The organism is Vibrio sp. 10N.261.51.F12 (assembly GCF_041471725.1).
Lineage (GTDB): Bacteria > Pseudomonadota > Gammaproteobacteria > Enterobacterales > Vibrionaceae > Vibrio.
Genome location: NZ_JBFROV010000036.1, coordinates 134,687 through 151,443 on the forward strand (window position 1 = coordinate 134,687; position 16,757 = coordinate 151,443).

The following is a 16,757-nucleotide window of genomic DNA, read 5'->3' on the forward strand; positions in this document are numbered from 1 at the left end:
GTCTTATTGATGAGCTTTTTATCTATAATAATATCGCGCTAGCTTAGCGTCGAACTCGGCTAACCTGCATCCGACGCGTCACCTTAAATTCGTTACATTAGCCTCGAATCATGTTCTGCATCTCTTTGAAACGTATCACTTGGTCTGACAATAATTGGCGTTTTTTGTCTCGGCCTAGATAGATTTTGAAAACGTTATTGCCCTGTTCGTCAAAAAAGCCAAAGTAATGACTCTCGTTACCCATAAATGGTTTACTAACCAAGGCCACTTTGACGATTAAGTCGAGCTTAAGGTGGCCATGCAATTCGCCTTCCTTGCCCATTAAGTTGTAATAGCCACGTGCCACTTTTCCTTTAGGGAAAGGCGCTTTAACCTCAAAGATGGAACCAAATGAGTGTACGATCGTGGTTACAGGCCCCCATGTTGTCAGTGATTCCAAGATCTCTTGAGCCATGCTGCCATCGGATATCGCAACCATGTCGGCGGGGAAGGCGCAAACCACATCACATTCACTGACTTCTAGCTGTAGGGCGATGGCGGCAGGAAGAAGTGCTGGTTCATCCGCTAAAATTGCCTCAACTTGTTGGTTTAGTGTTGCTGTCATTTCAATTCCTATATTTTTCGTTATCCAGCGAGTTTTGATTGCGTACTCGATTGATGATGAGAATGAGACGCTGAGTTTGAGTTCACCGTCGATTGTGTATTGCCTTGAGTCGACAACGCCGTGATCGCGCCCTGAGCCAAAGTCACCGCCCAAAAACTTCCTGCTAACGTTAAGACCAAATAATCGTCTTTTAATTCCACAAGACCGTTTTGCTGCCAAACCTTGAATAATGGCGTTAGCACCGTAAAAGTGTCGTATTTCCCGATGGTATTTAGTTCGCTCCTGCGAACCACACCGCTATCAAACCCGGCTTTCAGGCTCGCAAATACCGGTTCGAGGTCGTGCTGTTTCGTCATCATCGCGATGGGGCTATTGCCAGAACGCATTGCTGACATATACGCGTCCAATGAGCGATGATTCATCATGCCATAGCCGCCAATATTGCCACCGGCACCACAGCCTATTGGCAATACTTCCGCATACGTTTTTGCGACGCTGTTGTATTGACTGCGCTCTCTGTTGTCTCTTGCCCAGTGATTGACGCTTAACTGCTTGATAAAGTGCTCATCCATGAATTTAACGCCAAGTTCATACATGCTGGCTTTTTCTGCTGAAGTAGCGGGCGGGTCAATACGCCCTTTCTCAACCAAGTTCAGCATGGGTGCATTACCACCAATTACGAGTTGGTATAGATCAATGCCATGTGCACCCGATGACTTAAAGTCCTCTAAGTCTTGAGCGAAAACCTCTAACGTTTGATAAGGCAAGCCATAAAGTAAGTCGATAACAATAGGGGCTTCGTCTCTCGCACTTAATGCTGAGACACGATCAAGCACCACTTCTCTGTCATCCAAGCGCTTAGCACTTCGTCTTACCTTGGTATTAAAGCTCTGTACACCAAATGAAAAACGGTTGAATCCCCCCTCTAAGGCTTTATCAAACATCTCATCCGTAAAACGATTAGTCCGCCCTTCTAGCGTCATTTCGCAGTCAGTTGCCAGTGGAAAAGAACGCTTGATCGCCTGGCCTAATTTTTCTATCTGATCAGGAGACAAATCAGTTGGCGTACCACCGCCAATATAAACAGCATGAAAAAGTCCGGATTGTGTCCACGGTAGTCGAGATTTGGCCTCAATGTCTTGTAACAATGCTGCGAAGTAATCATCCACTAACTGGCGACTGGCGGCATTTTGAAAGAAATTACAAAACGTACATCGCACTCGACAAAATGGGATATGTATATAAAGACATCGTTTCTTGGAGCGTGATGAAGGTTGGTTCGTCAGATCTCGAAATAAGGATTCTCGACGCTCTGATGATACTGGCATGCCCATACCTCCAGCGTGAGGAGAGGTTTTTTGAGTAAATGCAAAACGTAATGGATCCGGTGAAGCCACACCAAAGTGTGAGCTGTTTAAGCGAGTTAAATCAATATTCATAGCTATTCTCTGACAGAGCTCAGCCCTGTACGGCAGTACTCATTACAACATTTTCATGATCATAATTTGATGCAAATGATAATGCAATTGATAATTGATCTTATTTTCATTGTGATACATAATTGGCTTTTAAAAACCAATGGGCGTCATAGCCCACCACGTCATATAGACAGAGACTCACAATGAACAGAGGTAAAATGTGAACATTAAAAGGTATGCCGTTGCAGGAGGGTTATCTGTTGCGATACATCTTAGTTTCATGTTGGTCGACAATGAACAGAAGGTCTTTGCGATGCCTTCTGGAAGCCAATCCTCCTCCGTTTCTTTGAATTTTGTCGCTCAATCAGCACCTGCACAGGCTGCTTCAGAGCCACCTAAACAGAATAATACTGAACCTAAAAAAGAAACTACAGAATCAGCGAGTTCGCAAACCGTTGAACCAAAGCCTGCACCATTAAAGAAAAAGAAAGTCACGTCTAAACCGCCGAAAAAAGTAGTTAAAACTGAGCGCGATCTGCATAAGAACAATGCTCAAGTTAAGAAAAAGCAACAAGAATTACCTGACAATACACCCAAAGAAAATAAAACCAAGTCTATTAACGACCTGACTAAAACGGCGAGTGAAACCGATTCTCCTCCTGTAAATGCACAAGCTGCGATCGTTAATAAAGGGGTAAGCAGTGAACCAATATTGTTAGAAACGCCTTCTTTTTCAACCACACCCGTCCAGCCTCGCTATCCAAGGATTGCGAGAAAGCGTGGTATTGAAGGCACTGCTACTTATGAGATTTGGTTAGATGAATCGGGGAACCAAACAAAACAAGTCCTTGTGACATCCTCTGGTGCCACCATTTTGGATAAAACCGCTCTCGACGCGATCAAGCAATGGCAGTTTACTGCATACACCGTCAAAGGAGTTGCCGTTGCACACCGAATTCAAATTCCTGTTCGTTTTAAATTGGATTAATCATGGAACATTTAGACTCTCTACAACAGCAACTCGGCCTTATGACATGGCCATTGCTCATGTGCTCAGCACTTACTGCAATGATTATTATTGAACGATTATTTCAGATCGCTATCAGTACCGGTGTTGGCAAGCGTGCCATTCGCCAACACTTGAACCAAGTGTCACCCACTAACGCAAATGACATTGAGCAACTCGCTTCAACACTGTCGGATAAGCGACCACTCCTTTATCGAGGTGTAGCCATGCTGCTCGCTCATCATTCATTTGCTAAATCTCTGCGCGAAGATGCGGCCAGTATTTGGCTGCAAGCCAAACGTCACCAACTGCATTCTGGATTAAAACTGCTGTCTTTAATTGGTGTCATCAGCCCGCTGATTGGTTTATTGGGTACGGTGTTGGGGCTGATCGATATGTTTAAAGGGATTGCGGCAGCATCAGGCAATGTGACTCCGAACGACCTTGCGCAAGGTTTAGGGTTGGCTATGCGCACGACTGCCGCAGGGCTAATTATTGCGCTGCCCGCAATTGCTGGAGCACAGTTAATCGGTTTATGGGCGGAAAGAGTCGTCGCTAAACTGGAACACACGCTTAATTACGTCAATCTTTGGCTAGAAGGTGTAGAGATGCCGCATTCTGACAAAGAACCATTACATACCCAAAACATCGATAAACTGCCGATCATGGAAGCACGATGATAAAGATCAGCGAACCATCCAAAAACGCACCACTCTATCCAGATCTTACGCCGTTGCTGGACATCATATTTATTGTCATGGTGTTTTTGATGTTAACCGCTTCGGTTCGACTCGAGAGTTTAGATGTAGCTCTGCCCGCGACGGATTCAAATTTAGTGTCCGCCGTTGAAACTGAATCCCTAACGGTCAATATATTAACCAGCTCACCCTATTGGGCACTTAACTCAAAGGAATATATTGATTGGGATAACTTCAAAGTCGCACTGTTAGAAGAGGCGAAATCCACCAATCGTCCCATTATTATTGCGGCAGATAAAGCCGCCGAAGTACAACACCTCGTTAAGTTGCTGGCCTTCATGCAAGACAACGGTATACCCGCCACACAGTTACTGACGGAAGAAGCCGTTAACTAATAAGCCAGAAATTAATTAGGAATCGACCGACTATGGATCTACCAACTATGGACTTAAAAACCACGGACTTAAAAACCATGAACCTTCAAAGTGTGCTGCATACGCTACGCAAAACGGTATTGCTTACCTCTATTACATCTTTAGTAACGTTTCACGCATACGCACAAACCAGCAATACCACCCATTCAATGTCAGAAACAACAAAAATTGTCAGCGCTGGTGCATCGGTCACGGAGTTATTAATAGCCCTCGGCGCAGATAATCAACTCGTCGGTGTGGATGTCACAAGCGTCGCCCCTAAAGGCAGTTCGCTCCCTAAGGTCGGCTATCATCGAGCTCTATCTGCTGAAGGCCTACTCGCTTTGGAGCCAAGCATCATCATTGGTTCGGATGAAATGGGCCCTAAGCCTGCGCTTACCCAACTAAAACAGGCGGGTGTTCAGGTGGAGGTGGTTGATTCATCTCCAACGGTCTCAGGATTGAAGCACCGTATTGAACAAATAGCCGCATTGACTAATAAAGAAGATAACGTTGCAGCGCTTAACGCCAACATCAACGAACAACTGCATTCGCTTACCGCTAACCAACCCTCGACCGAGTCAGCTAAGAAAAAAGTTCTATTCCTGTTAATCCATGAAGGCAGGCCAGCTAACGTCGCGGGAAGTGGCACTACACCAGATGCCATTATTGATCTTGCGGGCGGAATTAACCCCGCGGCAAAGCAGCTGAACGCCTATAAACCTTTGTCAAACGAAGCCATCATTGAAATGCAACCAGACGTAATTTTAGTGAGTGGAAGAAGCTACAAAAAAATGGGTGGCAGTGATGCTTTATTGAAAGCATTGCCTTTACTCTCTGCCACGCCAGCAGGACAGAACAAGCAATTTATCACGATCGATGGCCACGCTCTTGTCGGCGGACTAGGGTTAAAAAGCCTGTCGGAGGCCGAACGTATTAATCAATTGTTATACGCACAATAACCGACGGTCGACCTCATAAAAAAGGATAGAAAAATAACTGACCGTCCCCCAAGTATTGGACTCAAATATCACAGCTTAGCTCGTTTGCTGATCAAGTTAACAAACGAGTTACCCCCCATTTCCAATGAACCGTGTTGAATTTATGCTTAGACATTTACCGTCATCATTCTTATTTTTTGGCTTCACAGCTTTATTAAGCGTGGCTGCGATCTATTCGATCACAGTCGGCCCCATGAACATCACGTTCTTTGACAGCCTCCTCGCTTTAACGGCAAATTCTGACCAACTTGCCCCTCATGTCACCTTGGTCGTCAATGATATTCGATTGCCACGTACTTTGTTATGCATGCTTGTTGGTGCCATTCTCGCACTTTGCGGTACTGTGATGCAGGGGTTGTTTCGAAACCCCCTTGCAGAGCCCGGCATTATTGGTGTGTCAGCCGGCGCTTCTCTGGGCGGCGCAATTGCCATCGTCAGTTTCTCATTATTAGGGATACAATTCCCTGCGTTCATGAACCTTGCTATCGTGCCCATTTTTGCTTTCTTGGGCGGCGCATTGACCACCATATTAGTGTACAAGCTCGGGTCTGGTAAATTTGGCACATCAGTCACCATTATGTTACTCGCCGGCGTCGCGATCAGCGCGCTTGCTGGCGCAGGCATTGGGTATCTTAATTTTCTAGCCGATGATCAGATGTTGCGAGACTTGTCATTATGGTCGATGGGTTCACTTGCTGGCGCAACGTGGGGGAAAATCTTACTTTCTCTCGCCACACTTTTAGTGCTGTTTTTTCTTTTTTCTAGAAAAGCGATGGCACTGAATGCACTGCTTCTGGGCGAATCTGAGGCAACGCATTTAGGTATCCCGGTTCAACGCCTTAAACGTCAGCTTATTCTACTCACAGCGGCGGGGGTTGGAGTGACCGTTAGTGTTTCTGGGCCGATTGGGTTCATTGGTCTAGTTATCCCACATTTAGGTCGAATGCTAATTGGTCCAGACCATCGTACGCTGCTGCCTGTTTCAGCTTTACTTGGCGCACTTCTAATGACGGCTGCAGACATGATTGCTAGAGTGGCAGTTGCGCCGGCAGAACTCCCTGTCGGCATCGTCACAGCAATGGTTGGCGCCCCATTTTTCCTCTATTTACTCTTCCAACAAAAAGGGAAAATATTATGATGCTAACGAACACAGGCCGCTCGCTAGAAGATCGTGTAGACGGCTCAAAGCCCCCCCATACCGCTACCATATCAATGAGCCAGAACATCCAATCGGCCGCTATCTCGGCAGAAAACATCTGCGTGCACTTTGGGCAACGTATGATACTAGATGGGGTCTCGGTTCACTTGAAATCAGGTGAGGTCACGGCATTACTTGGTCCCAACGGTGCAGGGAAAAGCACACTATTAAAAGTCCTCAGTGGCGAAATTGAAGCAAATGCAGATGTGAACTATTTTGGCAAAACACGAAATAACTGGAAGAAGTCTGCCCTAGCAAAACACTTAGGGTTGTTAGCGCAACATAGCACCCTAAGCTTTCCATTTCTTGCCTCAGAAGTGGTTGAGCTTGGTGCGATACCGTTAAACCTCCCGAATAAAGAAATCAAAGCCATTGCACAGCAATACATGGAAAAAGTCGATATATCCCACTTAGGCGCTCGTCAGTACCCCACGTTATCGGGAGGGGAGAAACAACGCGTTCATTTTGCAAGGGTGCTCTGCCAGCTTCACCATGCTAATGAGAAACGTATCTTGATGCTCGATGAACCCACCTCAGCGCTCGACTTAGCCCACCAGCACAATACATTGTCGATGGCGCGTGAGATGGCAGACAAACATAATACAGCGGTGGTCGTTGTTCTTCATGATCTTAATTTAGCGTCTCAATATTCAGATAGAATTATTGTACTAAACAATCAAAAAATCGTCGCTGATGGGACACCTTGGGAAGCCATTACAAGTAAAATGATTAAGGATGTTTATGGCTATCAGTCAATAATAACCAAACACCCAAATAATGGCTTCCCTGTGGTCCTTGCCAGTTAATTATCAGACAAATACATATCAATTAAATAAATTTAACTGCTGATAATATAACGGAGAGTAAAAAAATACCGCGACCTTTCTCGGCGCGGTATTTTTTAGATAACTAATTAACTAAACGTCACTTAGATAGTTGAATCAACGAACGGCCAAGTAACCACTCCAATTCTTTCTCACTTCCTGGACCATATTGAGTTTCAACCAATTTATACAAACGGTCGATACCTTTAGATGCAAACTCATGAGCATTTTCTGAGGTAACAATATGATGGAAAAGCAGTTTCAAAATGGCCAAAAACTCTTCATTTTTTAAAGCTGCTAACCAACTGTTTATAAAGCTATCTAGTCCACCTTCAAACTCTAAATGCTCAATGAACATCTTAAAAATACGCCCATCTAATGCGGCGGTAAAATCGGTTTTCTTAGGGAAGTGATGACTGATCCCTGTTCTTGAAACACCTGTCTGTTGGCTCAAAGTAGTGTAAGACATCTTGTCGTAACCCAAACGGATAATTTGGTCGACAACCGCTTCCATAATCTTCTGAATAGTGATTTCAGTATCTTCTTTACTACGCTTTGGCATTTGATGCTCTTCTCTTATCGCTCTGGTGCGTTGACTGTATGCTATACCATAATTAAAGCAGTACTCGCCAAAATTACCTAACAAAAAAACATGAATATTTATTAAAACCCTGTTTACGGCATCAAAGTTTACATTTAAATGTTATATGTAGATATGCACACAATTGAAATATTATAAATGAATATATGACTTATAAAGTCTAACACTTCTCGGTTCAGTAAAGATAATTGTGTACTCTCTCACTAGCACACCGGTCTTGTTTTTGAGACTTTTGTCACATTATCCCTGGCGAGCTTGCATAATTAAATAATAGGTACTATTGACAAGCATTCACATGCATTATGCAACATAGTGTATCGAAGGCGCCACGATTTGAGTCAATCCCCTGTAAAAGCTTATATCTCGTCATACATAGCTTTCATAAATTCAAACAATTTTTTCTGGCTACCTTAAATTCACAGCGATAGAATAGCCTTATAACTAGTAAGAGGTATTATCATGTCAAATACATACAAAGAAGAAGAAGTGTGCGAAGCCTGCGGCGTTTCTGGTGAGATGGGATTCATCATCAAAGAAGGCGACGATGTTGCGGAAGTACAGCTTTTTTCTGATTCAAAAGCCCAGCTTGAGCTTGAAATCCAAAAATATGTAGACCTTGCAAAGTCAGTATCGAGCGAGGTTCAATGTGACATCGCACCTCTCGCAGATGATGCTAAAGAGCTACACGCTCGATTTAAATTTGAAGTCAGCGCCGAAAAGCTAATTTTTGAATTAAAAACACGCACACTTTCACGCTAAAGTTCATTGCGTTGACCACCAAAGCGCATCAGCGGTGGTTCGCGCTGGAGTGAGATTCGCACATAATAAGTGAAGCGAGCCTTATGGCTCGCTTTTTAAACGCACCCATTTTAACTCGCCATTCATCTCAAAGTCTTGCTCAGCAACACATTGTAAAACCACCCCTTCTACACTAATCACTGAGCCCAGTGAAAACGCCTTATCACTGTAGTAGCAGACACGCTTGCCAATTTTTGCATCCGAGAGCAAGACAGCCGCACCAACATCAACACCTGGTGTGCTAATCACCTTGGCTTGAACTGCAGAAAAAGGGATCGCGGTTCCCAGCAACAAAATTAAACCCGTCTTCGAAACTAGGCTCCATGTTTTCCATTGTTTTCGTTGATTATTCATTGCACACTACCTGTATTCTGCGTTGTTTATTGGTTCGACTTTCTATGATTCGTATTTGGTTACTTATTGCGACGTTTTTTGCCTCAACCGGCAATCTCAGTGCTACGGCATTAGATCACTACAAAATTCTCAACCACCTTGATAATTATGGCAATCTCGATCTTCGCAATAAACCCTATACAGCATTACCGGAAGGACTCGTCGTTAAAGGTAACCTCAATATTGCTAAAACGCCTATCGAAGCATTGCCAAACAATATTGACATCCAAGGTAGCCTAGACGCATCAAATAGTTTAGTGGCATTCATTCCAAGAGGAACGAAAATCACAGGTTACGCTAATCTACTCGGCAGCCTACTAACGGCCTGGCCAGAAGCCGTGACACCAGGAGGGTATATCAATTTAACCGACACACCAGTCGTAAAGCTACCTGAGGGTATGATCGTCAATGGCGATCTCAGTGTGATGAGAGCGCCAATCGATACGCTGCCAAACCATCTCATTGTGAAAGGCAGTTTATTCATTGGTGGCTCAAACATCACCACCTTGCCTGAAACACTGACCGTAGATGGCAACATTTTTCTTGGTGGTAATATCATCACCGAGTGGCCAACGACTCTGAATCTTGGGGGAGCAGTCGCGCGATAACTGATAGCTTGTGTAAAACGTTATCTACTATGTCAGATAACCTACATATCAGTGCCGTTGTCCTTGCTTATCATACCCATTAAAAGTAATGAGAAATGGTAAGATATCGCGTTCTGATATGCTCGATTAACAAGCGTACCTTGTTTGGTGGTTGGCGTGTAAAAGGGTAGACCGCATAAATACCCAGCTTTTTCCCCACTTGCTCAGGAAAGATATCGACTAACTGTCCATTTCGAACATCATGATAGACCAAACATCTCGGCACATAAGCGATACCATGTCCTCCAAGAGCCGCTTTTCGTAATGCTCCTGCGTTGTCCGTCGAGAACGATCCCGAGACCTTAACAATATCGTTACCCTCACGTCCCTTAAACTCCCAGTCTGATGCGCCTGTTGTTTGGTAGGCATATTGCAGGCAGTTGTGGTCGGTTAAATCATTGGGCTTGAGTGGCTTGCCATTCTTGGCAATGTAAGAAGGAGAGGCGCACACCACCCATTGAGAATCGAGGATATGGCGAGCAATTAAGCTAGAGTCTTCTAGATACCCTGTTCGGATGACTAGGTCATATCCGCCATCAACAAGGTCAACAAATCGGTTGTCTAGTGACATATCAACACTTAAGCCTGGATGCATATTACAAAATTCAGCCACTGCATCAGCCAAAATCAGATCGCCAGAAATAGTCGGTACCGACATTTTAATATGACCACTGACATTTTCACCAAAGCCCGATACGGCTGCCACGGCCTCCATCGTCGCATGCTTCACATTTTTGGCACTAAGGAGCACAGCCTTGCCTGCTTCAGTCAGCGTTAATTTACGTGTTGTTCGATATAATAGCTGAACACCTAACTCATCTTCCAACCGAGCGATTCTTTTGCTAACCACTGAATTTGTAAGGTTATTTTGTTCTGCAACACGGCTAAACGCCCCTGCTTCGACTACTTGATAAAACAAAATTAAATCATCTGCGCGCATCATATTATGTCATTTTTGGAAATAATCATTTTCATTATTTCTCTGTATTCATAAAAAGGGAAGCGTTAAGTTCACACAACGCTAACAAATTCATTACAAGCCTACTTACTGATGAAGGCAACTCGAACATGAACAAGCGATCTGGACGATAGAAGAACTGAAACGGGCTATCGAGCAGTGAAACTCACCCCATTGGCACCGTGTTCCGGTACGGTTTACGCTGACGGGGCATGTTGTTTAAATACGTTAGGTCTGTTTATTTTTCATAACGTTAACTATGGTCTATAACAAAATAAGCCTATCGAAATAGGCAGTGAAGCTGGAGCTATTACCATGCGCATTTATCCACCAAAGCCGACAAAAGTGTATTTCTATGCGACTTGTCTTGTCGACATCTTTGACCCAGACGCTGGACTTGACGCCATTACGTTGCTTGAACAGCAAAATATCGACGTCATCTTTATTGAAAAGCAAACGTGCTGTGGACAACCTGCCTATACCTCTGGCTACGAAAAGGAAGCCAAGCGTGTTGCTCAAAGTCAAATGGATCTGTTCCCTGACAATATCCCCGTGATTGTCTTATCGGGATCTTGTGGGGGTATGATGCATCACCATTATTCACGGCTCTTTCGCGGAGATGTTAGTGAGCAACGCGTAAACACATTTTGTGAGCGAGTGTTCGAACTGACCGAGTTTTTGGTCAATGTATGCCGCGTCAAGCTCACAGATACCGGACAGGCAACCTCCGTCGTTATGCATACCTCTTGTGCAGCACGAAGAGAGATGAACGTGCATGTCACCGCCACACAATTATTGAGCCAGTTATCACAGGTGGAATTACGGCAACAAGATTACGAAAGTGAATGCTGTGGTTTTGGTGGCAGCTTTTCAGTCCGGCACCCCGACATTTCTCAAGCCATGGTAGAGGACAAAACTCGCCACATTGAAAATACACAATCCGAGACATTCGTCAGCGCAGATTGGGGTTGTCTGCTCAACATCAATGGCGCCTTTGAATACCAAAATAAACCAATTAAAGGGCGTCACCTTGCTTCTTTCTTATTAGAACGCACGCAGGAGAGAGACTCATGAGCCAAAACCCACAGCACTTTCACCAGCAGGCCAAAGACGCCCTTGCTGATAGGCAATTACGCGCTAATTTTCGTGGTGCGATGGATTACTTACGAGAGAAGCGGCAAGCAGCCTTCAACGATCCACAAGAAGAAGCACGTATTCGAGACATTGCCGAATCCATCCGTCAACGTTGCCTAAGCAAGCTCCCTGAGTTACTCGAGCAACTTGAGTTCAACTGTTATAGAAACGGCATTCAGGTGCATTGGGCCGACACACCAGCTCAAGCTAACGCATTCATCGCAAGTATTGCAAAACAGCATAATGCGAAACAGATCATCAAAGGCAAGTCGATGGTCAGTGAAGAGATTGAGATGAACCATGCGATGGAAAAACTCGGTATTAGCTGCTTAGAGAGCGACATGGGTGAATACATCGTTCAGCTTGATGGCGATAAACCCTCGCATATCATCATGCCGGCGATTCACAAAAATAAACAAGAGGTCAGCGACACCTTCGAGGCACACTTGGATAACTTCACGCCGACAGATGATGTGGACAGCCTTATTCAAACAGGCCGCACAAGGCTCAGGAAAAAATTCTTTGAAGCCGATATTGGCTTATCCGGTGTGAACTTTGCTGTCGCAGAGACTGGGACACTTTGCTTGGTCGAAAACGAGGGCAACGGGCGAATGTCGACCACTGTGCCTAATGTCCATATCGCGATTACTGGCATAGAAAAAGTGGTGGAGTTCTTATCAGATGTGCCTCCGTTATACAGTGCACTCACACGCAGTGCCACAGGCCAAGCGATCACGACCTATTTTAATATGATCAGCTCCCCGAGAAAACCGGGCGAGAAAGATGGCCCCGAAGAAGTCCACCTAGTACTGCTCGACAACGGACGCAGTCAGGCATACCAAGATGAAGAACTTCGTAAGACACTACAATGTATCCGTTGTGGCGCGTGCATGAATCACTGCCCGGTCTATACAAAAATCGGAGGGCACGCTTATGGCACCGTTTACCCAGGCCCCATTGGAAAGATTATTTCTCCACATCTACTGGGCTTAGATAAAACGAAGGACCTCGTGACCGCCTCCAGTCTCTGCGGCGCTTGTGGTGAGGTATGTCCGGTTAAAATACCAATCCCAGAGATGCTGTTACGATTAAGAAAAGAAGCGAAGCAACCCACCAGCGATGGTAACGCACCTTTAAATGGACAAAATTCAGCGCACAGTGTACTTGAAGCCGCGTTAATGAAGAGCTTTGCGGTCGCGGCATCTTCACCAAACCTCTATCATTCGGCGACCTATCTCGCCACCAAGCTTCAACATATGGTGCCAAACAAACTCGGAGCATGGACCCAATGCCGCACGAGTCCAAAACCAGCCGCTCAAACCTTACATCAACAACTCAAGTCGCGCAGGCTTAAGTCCAATAAATCATCACATTGAGGCGACAATTATGAACACTCGGCAAACCAAAGAGCGCATCCTCGACCGCCTCAAAAATGCACCCCGCAGCTCGAATTCATCGCCACACAACGGCGCTTATTTGCCTTGGGGAAGTGACCCTAACCTAACGCCGGACGATTACGCCGAGCGCTTTATTGGCATGATGACCGCCAACCATACGGATGTAAAAATCACAACGCGTGCTTCTCTTGTCGCAACGCTGCGCCAAACGGTTGAAGAGTATCAGCTGAATAACGTCGCGATTGGCACAGCTGGCGAATATATAGAGGCGTTCCATGACGCCACCTCTCAAATTCAAGTCACTGAGTTTTCTGACAAGATCGAAGAATGGAAAAGCGAACTTTTTGACCAAATTGACGCGGGTATCACACACACATTCGGTGGAATTGCTGATACTGGTGCCTTAATCTTATGGCCAACCGAGCATGAACCAAGAACACTCTCGCTGATCCCACCATGCCACATTGCCGTGATAAAAAAATCAGCATTATTCGCTAATTTCCCGCAAGCGATAGCAAAAGGAGAATGGAGTCATTACATGCCAACCAACGCGTTGTTAATTTCTGGCCCATCAAAGACGGCCGATATCCAACAAACGCTGGCCTATGGTGCACATGGCCCCAGCCAACTCATCGTTATTTTTCTGGAAGATGAATAAACCGTATTGAATAGACGGTCACGAATGAACCGTAAGGACACGATCAATGACTCACACTGAAAAAAGCCCAAGCATTGAATGCTATGAGAAACTGCAACAAACGCTTGCGACACGCATATCATCAGAGCGCATTATTACCGGTGAACCTGAACGCTTAGCTTACGGTACTGACGCCAGTTTTTATCGCTTGGTGCCAAGAATTGTACTGCGTCTCAACAGCTTAGACGAGGTCATCTTTACCATTCAACAATGCGCACTCCTTGGTGTGCATTTTACCTTTCGAGCAGCGGGTACCAGTTTATCTGGTCAAGCCGTCTCTGACTCCGTCCTCATTACACTAACCGATGACTGGCGTGATCACGATATCTTGGACAATGGACATAAAATACGCCTACAACCGGGGGTAATTGGCGCGGATGCCAACCGATATTTGTTACCCTACAAAAGAAAAATTGGCCCCGATCCAGCATCGATTAATACCTGTAAGATCGGGGGGATCGCCGCGAATAACGCGAGTGGCATGTGCTGTGGGACAGCGCAGAACTCTTACAAAACCGTCGATAGTATGACGATTGTTTTCGCCGATGGAACAACGCTCAATACCGCTGACAATGGCAGTATTGAGGCCTTTAAGCACACTCGGCCTGATATTCTCGCGGGGCTCATGCAACTAGCGCAAGCGACGCAAGCTGATTCCACCTTATCCCAAAAGATTACGCATAAATATCGCTTAAAAAACACCACAGGTTATGCCCTAAATGCCTTAGTCGATTTCACCGATCCCATCGAAATCCTTGAGCACCTAATGATCGGATCCGAAGGAACTCTCGGTTTTATTGCCGATATCACCTACCACACCGTCGTTGAACATGAATTCAAATCTTCAACATTGCTCACTTTCTCTACCATAGAAGAAGCCAGTCAAGCGGTGACCAAGCTTACAGAAACGCCAGTTGCCGCCGTTGAAATGATGGATGGTCGATCACTCCGATCCGTTGCCGACAAACCTGGCATGCCTGATTTTATCCAACATTTAGATATTGAAGCCGCCGCGCTGCTTATCGAGGTTCATGCCTCTTGCCAACATTCATTGGATCAATCCACCAGCATCGTGATGGATTCGCTATCCGATTTCTCAATTATCGAGTCGGTACCTTTCACCACAGATCCAGCCACCGTATCCACGCTCTGGGGGATCAGAAAAGGCATGTTTCCCGCAGTCGGCGCGGTACGAGAAGTCGGTACGACCGTCATTATTGAAGATGTCGCGTTCCCTGTTGAAAACCTCGCTGCTGGGGTTCGCGATCTCCAAGCGCTATTTGACCGCTACCAATATAGCGAGGCCATTATTTTTGGGCACGCGTTAGAAGGAAATCTGCATTTTGTTTTTACCCAAGGGTTTGATAGCCAAGACGAGGTGAGTCGCTACGGTCAATTCATGGATGACGTAGCCGAACTCGTTGCCGTCAAATACCAAGGTTCTTTGAAAGCCGAGCATGGCACCGGTCGTAACATGGCACCTTATGTCGAACTTGAGTGGGGTCATGACGGGTACGCATTAATGCAAAAAATTAAAGCGCTATTTGATCCTGATCGCTTGCTCAACCCAGGGGTGATTATTAACGATAACCCAAATTCTCACATCGAAAATCTAAAGCCAATGCCAGCTGCCGATGATCTGATTGATCGTTGCATTGAATGCGGTTTTTGCGAACCCGTTTGCCCATCACGGACACTGACCCTTTCCCCACGTCAGCGTATTGTCTTATACCGTGAAATACAGCGCAGAGAACGCGCATCTATCGATAACGTCGCGTCGACAATGAGTACTGACGAGCTAAAGTCGGTCTTTGAATATCAAGGGCTGGACACATGCGCCGCTACTGGCTTGTGCGCGGACCGATGTCCGGTTGGTATCAACACTGGTGATCTGGTTAAAAAGCTTCGTTCTGCTCAATACAAAAATTTCCAACCCGTTGCCAAATGGACAGCCGAGCATTTCTCAACCACAGCTTCCATTGCGCGCTTCGGGTTAAAAAGTGGCGCGGTCGCCAAGAATATACTCGGTGGTGAACGTGTCGAAAAACTATCCGACGGATTACGAGCCGTGACCAAGCAACGCACACCAGTTTGGTTAGCTGAAACCCCAAACGGTAAACGTTTTAATCGCGCAGCAACCACCTCATATCAACTCAACTCGCATACGAAGTCGGATAAAAAAGTGGTTTACCTTCCTTCTTGTGCAAGCCGCAATATGTCAGCACAACCCAATGCAGTCGATCAGCGCCCCCTCACAGAGGTGACACTGTCACTAATAAGCAAGGCCGGATATGAGGTAATCATCCCGCCAGAGCTTGCCGACCAATGCTGTGGTATGCCCTACGACAGTAAGGGGATGATTGAGATAGCCACAAAAAAGGCATCCGAACTTGAAGATGTACTTTGGCACGCCAGTCAACAAGGTCGCTACCCGGTTTTGATGGATACCAGTCCTTGCGCAAAACGCAGTATTGAGCATTTTTCCAAACCACTCGACATTAGTGAACCCGTTGGTTTTGTCAGTCGCTACCTTTTAGATCATTTATCTTTATCACCTATCAACGAACCCGTCATGTTGCATATTACCTGCAGCTCACGTCGAATGGGCCTAGAACAGACCATGCTTGCTCTTGCTAAGCAGTGCGCCGACTCCGTCATTGTTCCAGAACATATTCAATGTTGCGGCTGGGCCGGTGACAAAGGGTTCACAACACCAGAATTGAACCAAGCGGCCGTTGCGCCGTTAAAATCACAGGTGCCATCTAATTGCCAGCGCGGGTTTAGTAACAGCATCACATGTGAGATAGGATTAGCCCACCACAGCGGTATACCCTATCAGTCCATTCTGTATTTAGTTGACGAGGTATCCAGCCCAAGCTAAGCCGTATGTATCGCGTCTCATACCACAAATTCAATACAAACCATGCCTTAGTAAGGCATGGTTTTAGGCGCATATAATACGCGTCACTA

Annotated in this window: 17 protein-coding genes; 12 read left to right on the forward strand and 5 right to left on the reverse strand. The window is 45.7% G+C overall.

Going from position 1 to position 16,757, the window contains the following annotated elements; genetic code table 11:
• Positions 1-97 precede the first annotated feature (97 nt).
• Entirely contained in the window at positions 98-604 is a 507-nt protein-coding gene (gene hutX, locus AB4405_RS18865; RefSeq protein ID WP_102467953.1) for a heme utilization cystosolic carrier protein HutX, read from the reverse strand.
• Between the two features lie 20 nt (positions 605-624).
• Positions 625-2,043: a heme anaerobic degradation radical SAM methyltransferase ChuW/HutW gene (gene hutW / locus AB4405_RS18870; protein WP_372062365.1), complete on the reverse strand. Its 1,419-nt coding sequence runs from the start codon at positions 2,041-2,043 to the stop codon at positions 625-627.
• 259 nt (positions 2,044-2,302) lie between these two features.
• Here hutW and AB4405_RS18875 point away from each other — a divergent pair, with 259 nt between their 5' ends.
• The 6 genes from AB4405_RS18875 (at position 2,303) to AB4405_RS18900 (ending at position 7,144) form a co-directional block, all read left to right on the forward strand.
• The gene (locus AB4405_RS18875) at positions 2,303-3,010 is read left to right on the forward strand and encodes an energy transducer TonB (RefSeq protein WP_408063640.1); all 708 of its coding nucleotides are present in this window, start codon (positions 2,303-2,305) and stop codon (positions 3,008-3,010) included.
• 2 nt (positions 3,011-3,012) lie between these two features.
• Entirely contained in the window at positions 3,013-3,708 is a 696-nt protein-coding gene (locus tag AB4405_RS18880; RefSeq protein WP_372062368.1) for a MotA/TolQ/ExbB proton channel family protein, read from the forward strand.
• Positions 3,705-4,121 carry a biopolymer transporter ExbD gene (locus AB4405_RS18885; RefSeq protein WP_102467957.1) on the forward strand — a complete coding sequence of 139 codons (417 nt, stop codon included), beginning with the start codon at positions 3,705-3,707 and terminating at the stop codon, positions 4,119-4,121. The genes AB4405_RS18880 and AB4405_RS18885 overlap by 4 nt, the downstream gene beginning before the upstream one ends.
• Positions 4,122-4,198: 77 nt before the next feature.
• A complete protein-coding gene (locus AB4405_RS18890; RefSeq protein ID WP_372062400.1) occupies positions 4,199-5,101 on the forward strand; it encodes a hemin ABC transporter substrate-binding protein in 903 nt (300 codons plus the stop codon).
• A 142-nt stretch (positions 5,102-5,243) separates the two neighbouring features.
• Positions 5,244-6,278 carry a FecCD family ABC transporter permease gene (locus AB4405_RS18895; RefSeq protein ID WP_372062370.1) on the forward strand — a complete coding sequence of 345 codons (1,035 nt, stop codon included), beginning with the start codon at positions 5,244-5,246 and terminating at the stop codon, positions 6,276-6,278.
• An 86-nt stretch (positions 6,279-6,364) separates the two neighbouring features.
• Complete coding sequence (locus AB4405_RS18900) at positions 6,365-7,144, forward strand: heme ABC transporter ATP-binding protein (RefSeq protein ID WP_372062401.1); 780 nt, start codon at positions 6,365-6,367, stop codon at positions 7,142-7,144.
• A gap of 118 nt (positions 7,145-7,262) precedes the next feature.
• Here AB4405_RS18900 and AB4405_RS18905 read toward each other — a convergent pair whose 3' ends face one another.
• Complete coding sequence (locus AB4405_RS18905; RefSeq protein ID WP_102467958.1) at positions 7,263-7,724, reverse strand: TetR family transcriptional regulator; 462 nt, start codon at positions 7,722-7,724, stop codon at positions 7,263-7,265.
• Between the two features lie 498 nt (positions 7,725-8,222).
• Here AB4405_RS18905 and AB4405_RS18910 point away from each other — a divergent pair, with 498 nt between their 5' ends.
• Positions 8,223-8,522, forward strand: coding sequence for a YfcZ/YiiS family protein (locus AB4405_RS18910; RefSeq protein ID WP_102467959.1), 300 nt, complete (start codon positions 8,223-8,225; stop codon positions 8,520-8,522).
• An 81-nt stretch (positions 8,523-8,603) separates the two neighbouring features.
• Here AB4405_RS18910 and AB4405_RS18915 read toward each other — a convergent pair whose 3' ends face one another.
• Positions 8,604-8,915, reverse strand: coding sequence for a DUF1496 domain-containing protein (locus AB4405_RS18915; RefSeq protein ID WP_102467960.1), 312 nt, complete (start codon positions 8,913-8,915; stop codon positions 8,604-8,606).
• A gap of 44 nt (positions 8,916-8,959) precedes the next feature.
• Between AB4405_RS18915 and AB4405_RS18920 the strand changes: the two genes are divergently transcribed.
• Positions 8,960-9,562 carry a hypothetical protein gene (locus AB4405_RS18920; RefSeq protein ID WP_372062371.1) on the forward strand — a complete coding sequence of 201 codons (603 nt, stop codon included), beginning with the start codon at positions 8,960-8,962 and terminating at the stop codon, positions 9,560-9,562.
• Between the two features lie 79 nt (positions 9,563-9,641).
• Here AB4405_RS18920 and AB4405_RS18925 read toward each other — a convergent pair whose 3' ends face one another.
• Entirely contained in the window at positions 9,642-10,541 is a 900-nt protein-coding gene (locus AB4405_RS18925; RefSeq protein WP_102468139.1) for a LysR family transcriptional regulator, read from the reverse strand.
• Positions 10,542-10,874: 333 nt separating this feature from the next.
• Between AB4405_RS18925 and AB4405_RS18930 the strand changes: the two genes are divergently transcribed.
• Genes AB4405_RS18930 through AB4405_RS18945 form a run of 4 tightly spaced genes read left to right on the forward strand, consistent with a single transcriptional unit; the run spans position 10,875 to position 16,668 of the window.
• Positions 10,875-11,633: a (Fe-S)-binding protein gene (locus tag AB4405_RS18930; protein WP_102467962.1), complete on the forward strand. Its 759-nt coding sequence runs from the start codon at positions 10,875-10,877 to the stop codon at positions 11,631-11,633.
• Complete coding sequence (locus tag AB4405_RS18935) at positions 11,630-13,069, forward strand: LutB/LldF family L-lactate oxidation iron-sulfur protein (RefSeq protein ID WP_372062372.1); 1,440 nt, start codon at positions 11,630-11,632, stop codon at positions 13,067-13,069. The genes AB4405_RS18930 and AB4405_RS18935 overlap by 4 nt, the downstream gene beginning before the upstream one ends.
• 10 nt (positions 13,070-13,079) lie before the next feature.
• Positions 13,080-13,748, forward strand: coding sequence for a lactate utilization protein C (locus AB4405_RS18940; RefSeq protein ID WP_372062373.1), 669 nt, complete (start codon positions 13,080-13,082; stop codon positions 13,746-13,748).
• Between the two features lie 46 nt (positions 13,749-13,794).
• Positions 13,795-16,668 carry an FAD-binding and (Fe-S)-binding domain-containing protein gene (locus tag AB4405_RS18945; protein WP_372062374.1) on the forward strand — a complete coding sequence of 958 codons (2,874 nt, stop codon included), beginning with the start codon at positions 13,795-13,797 and terminating at the stop codon, positions 16,666-16,668.
• The last annotated feature ends 89 nt before the right edge of the window (positions 16,669-16,757 follow it).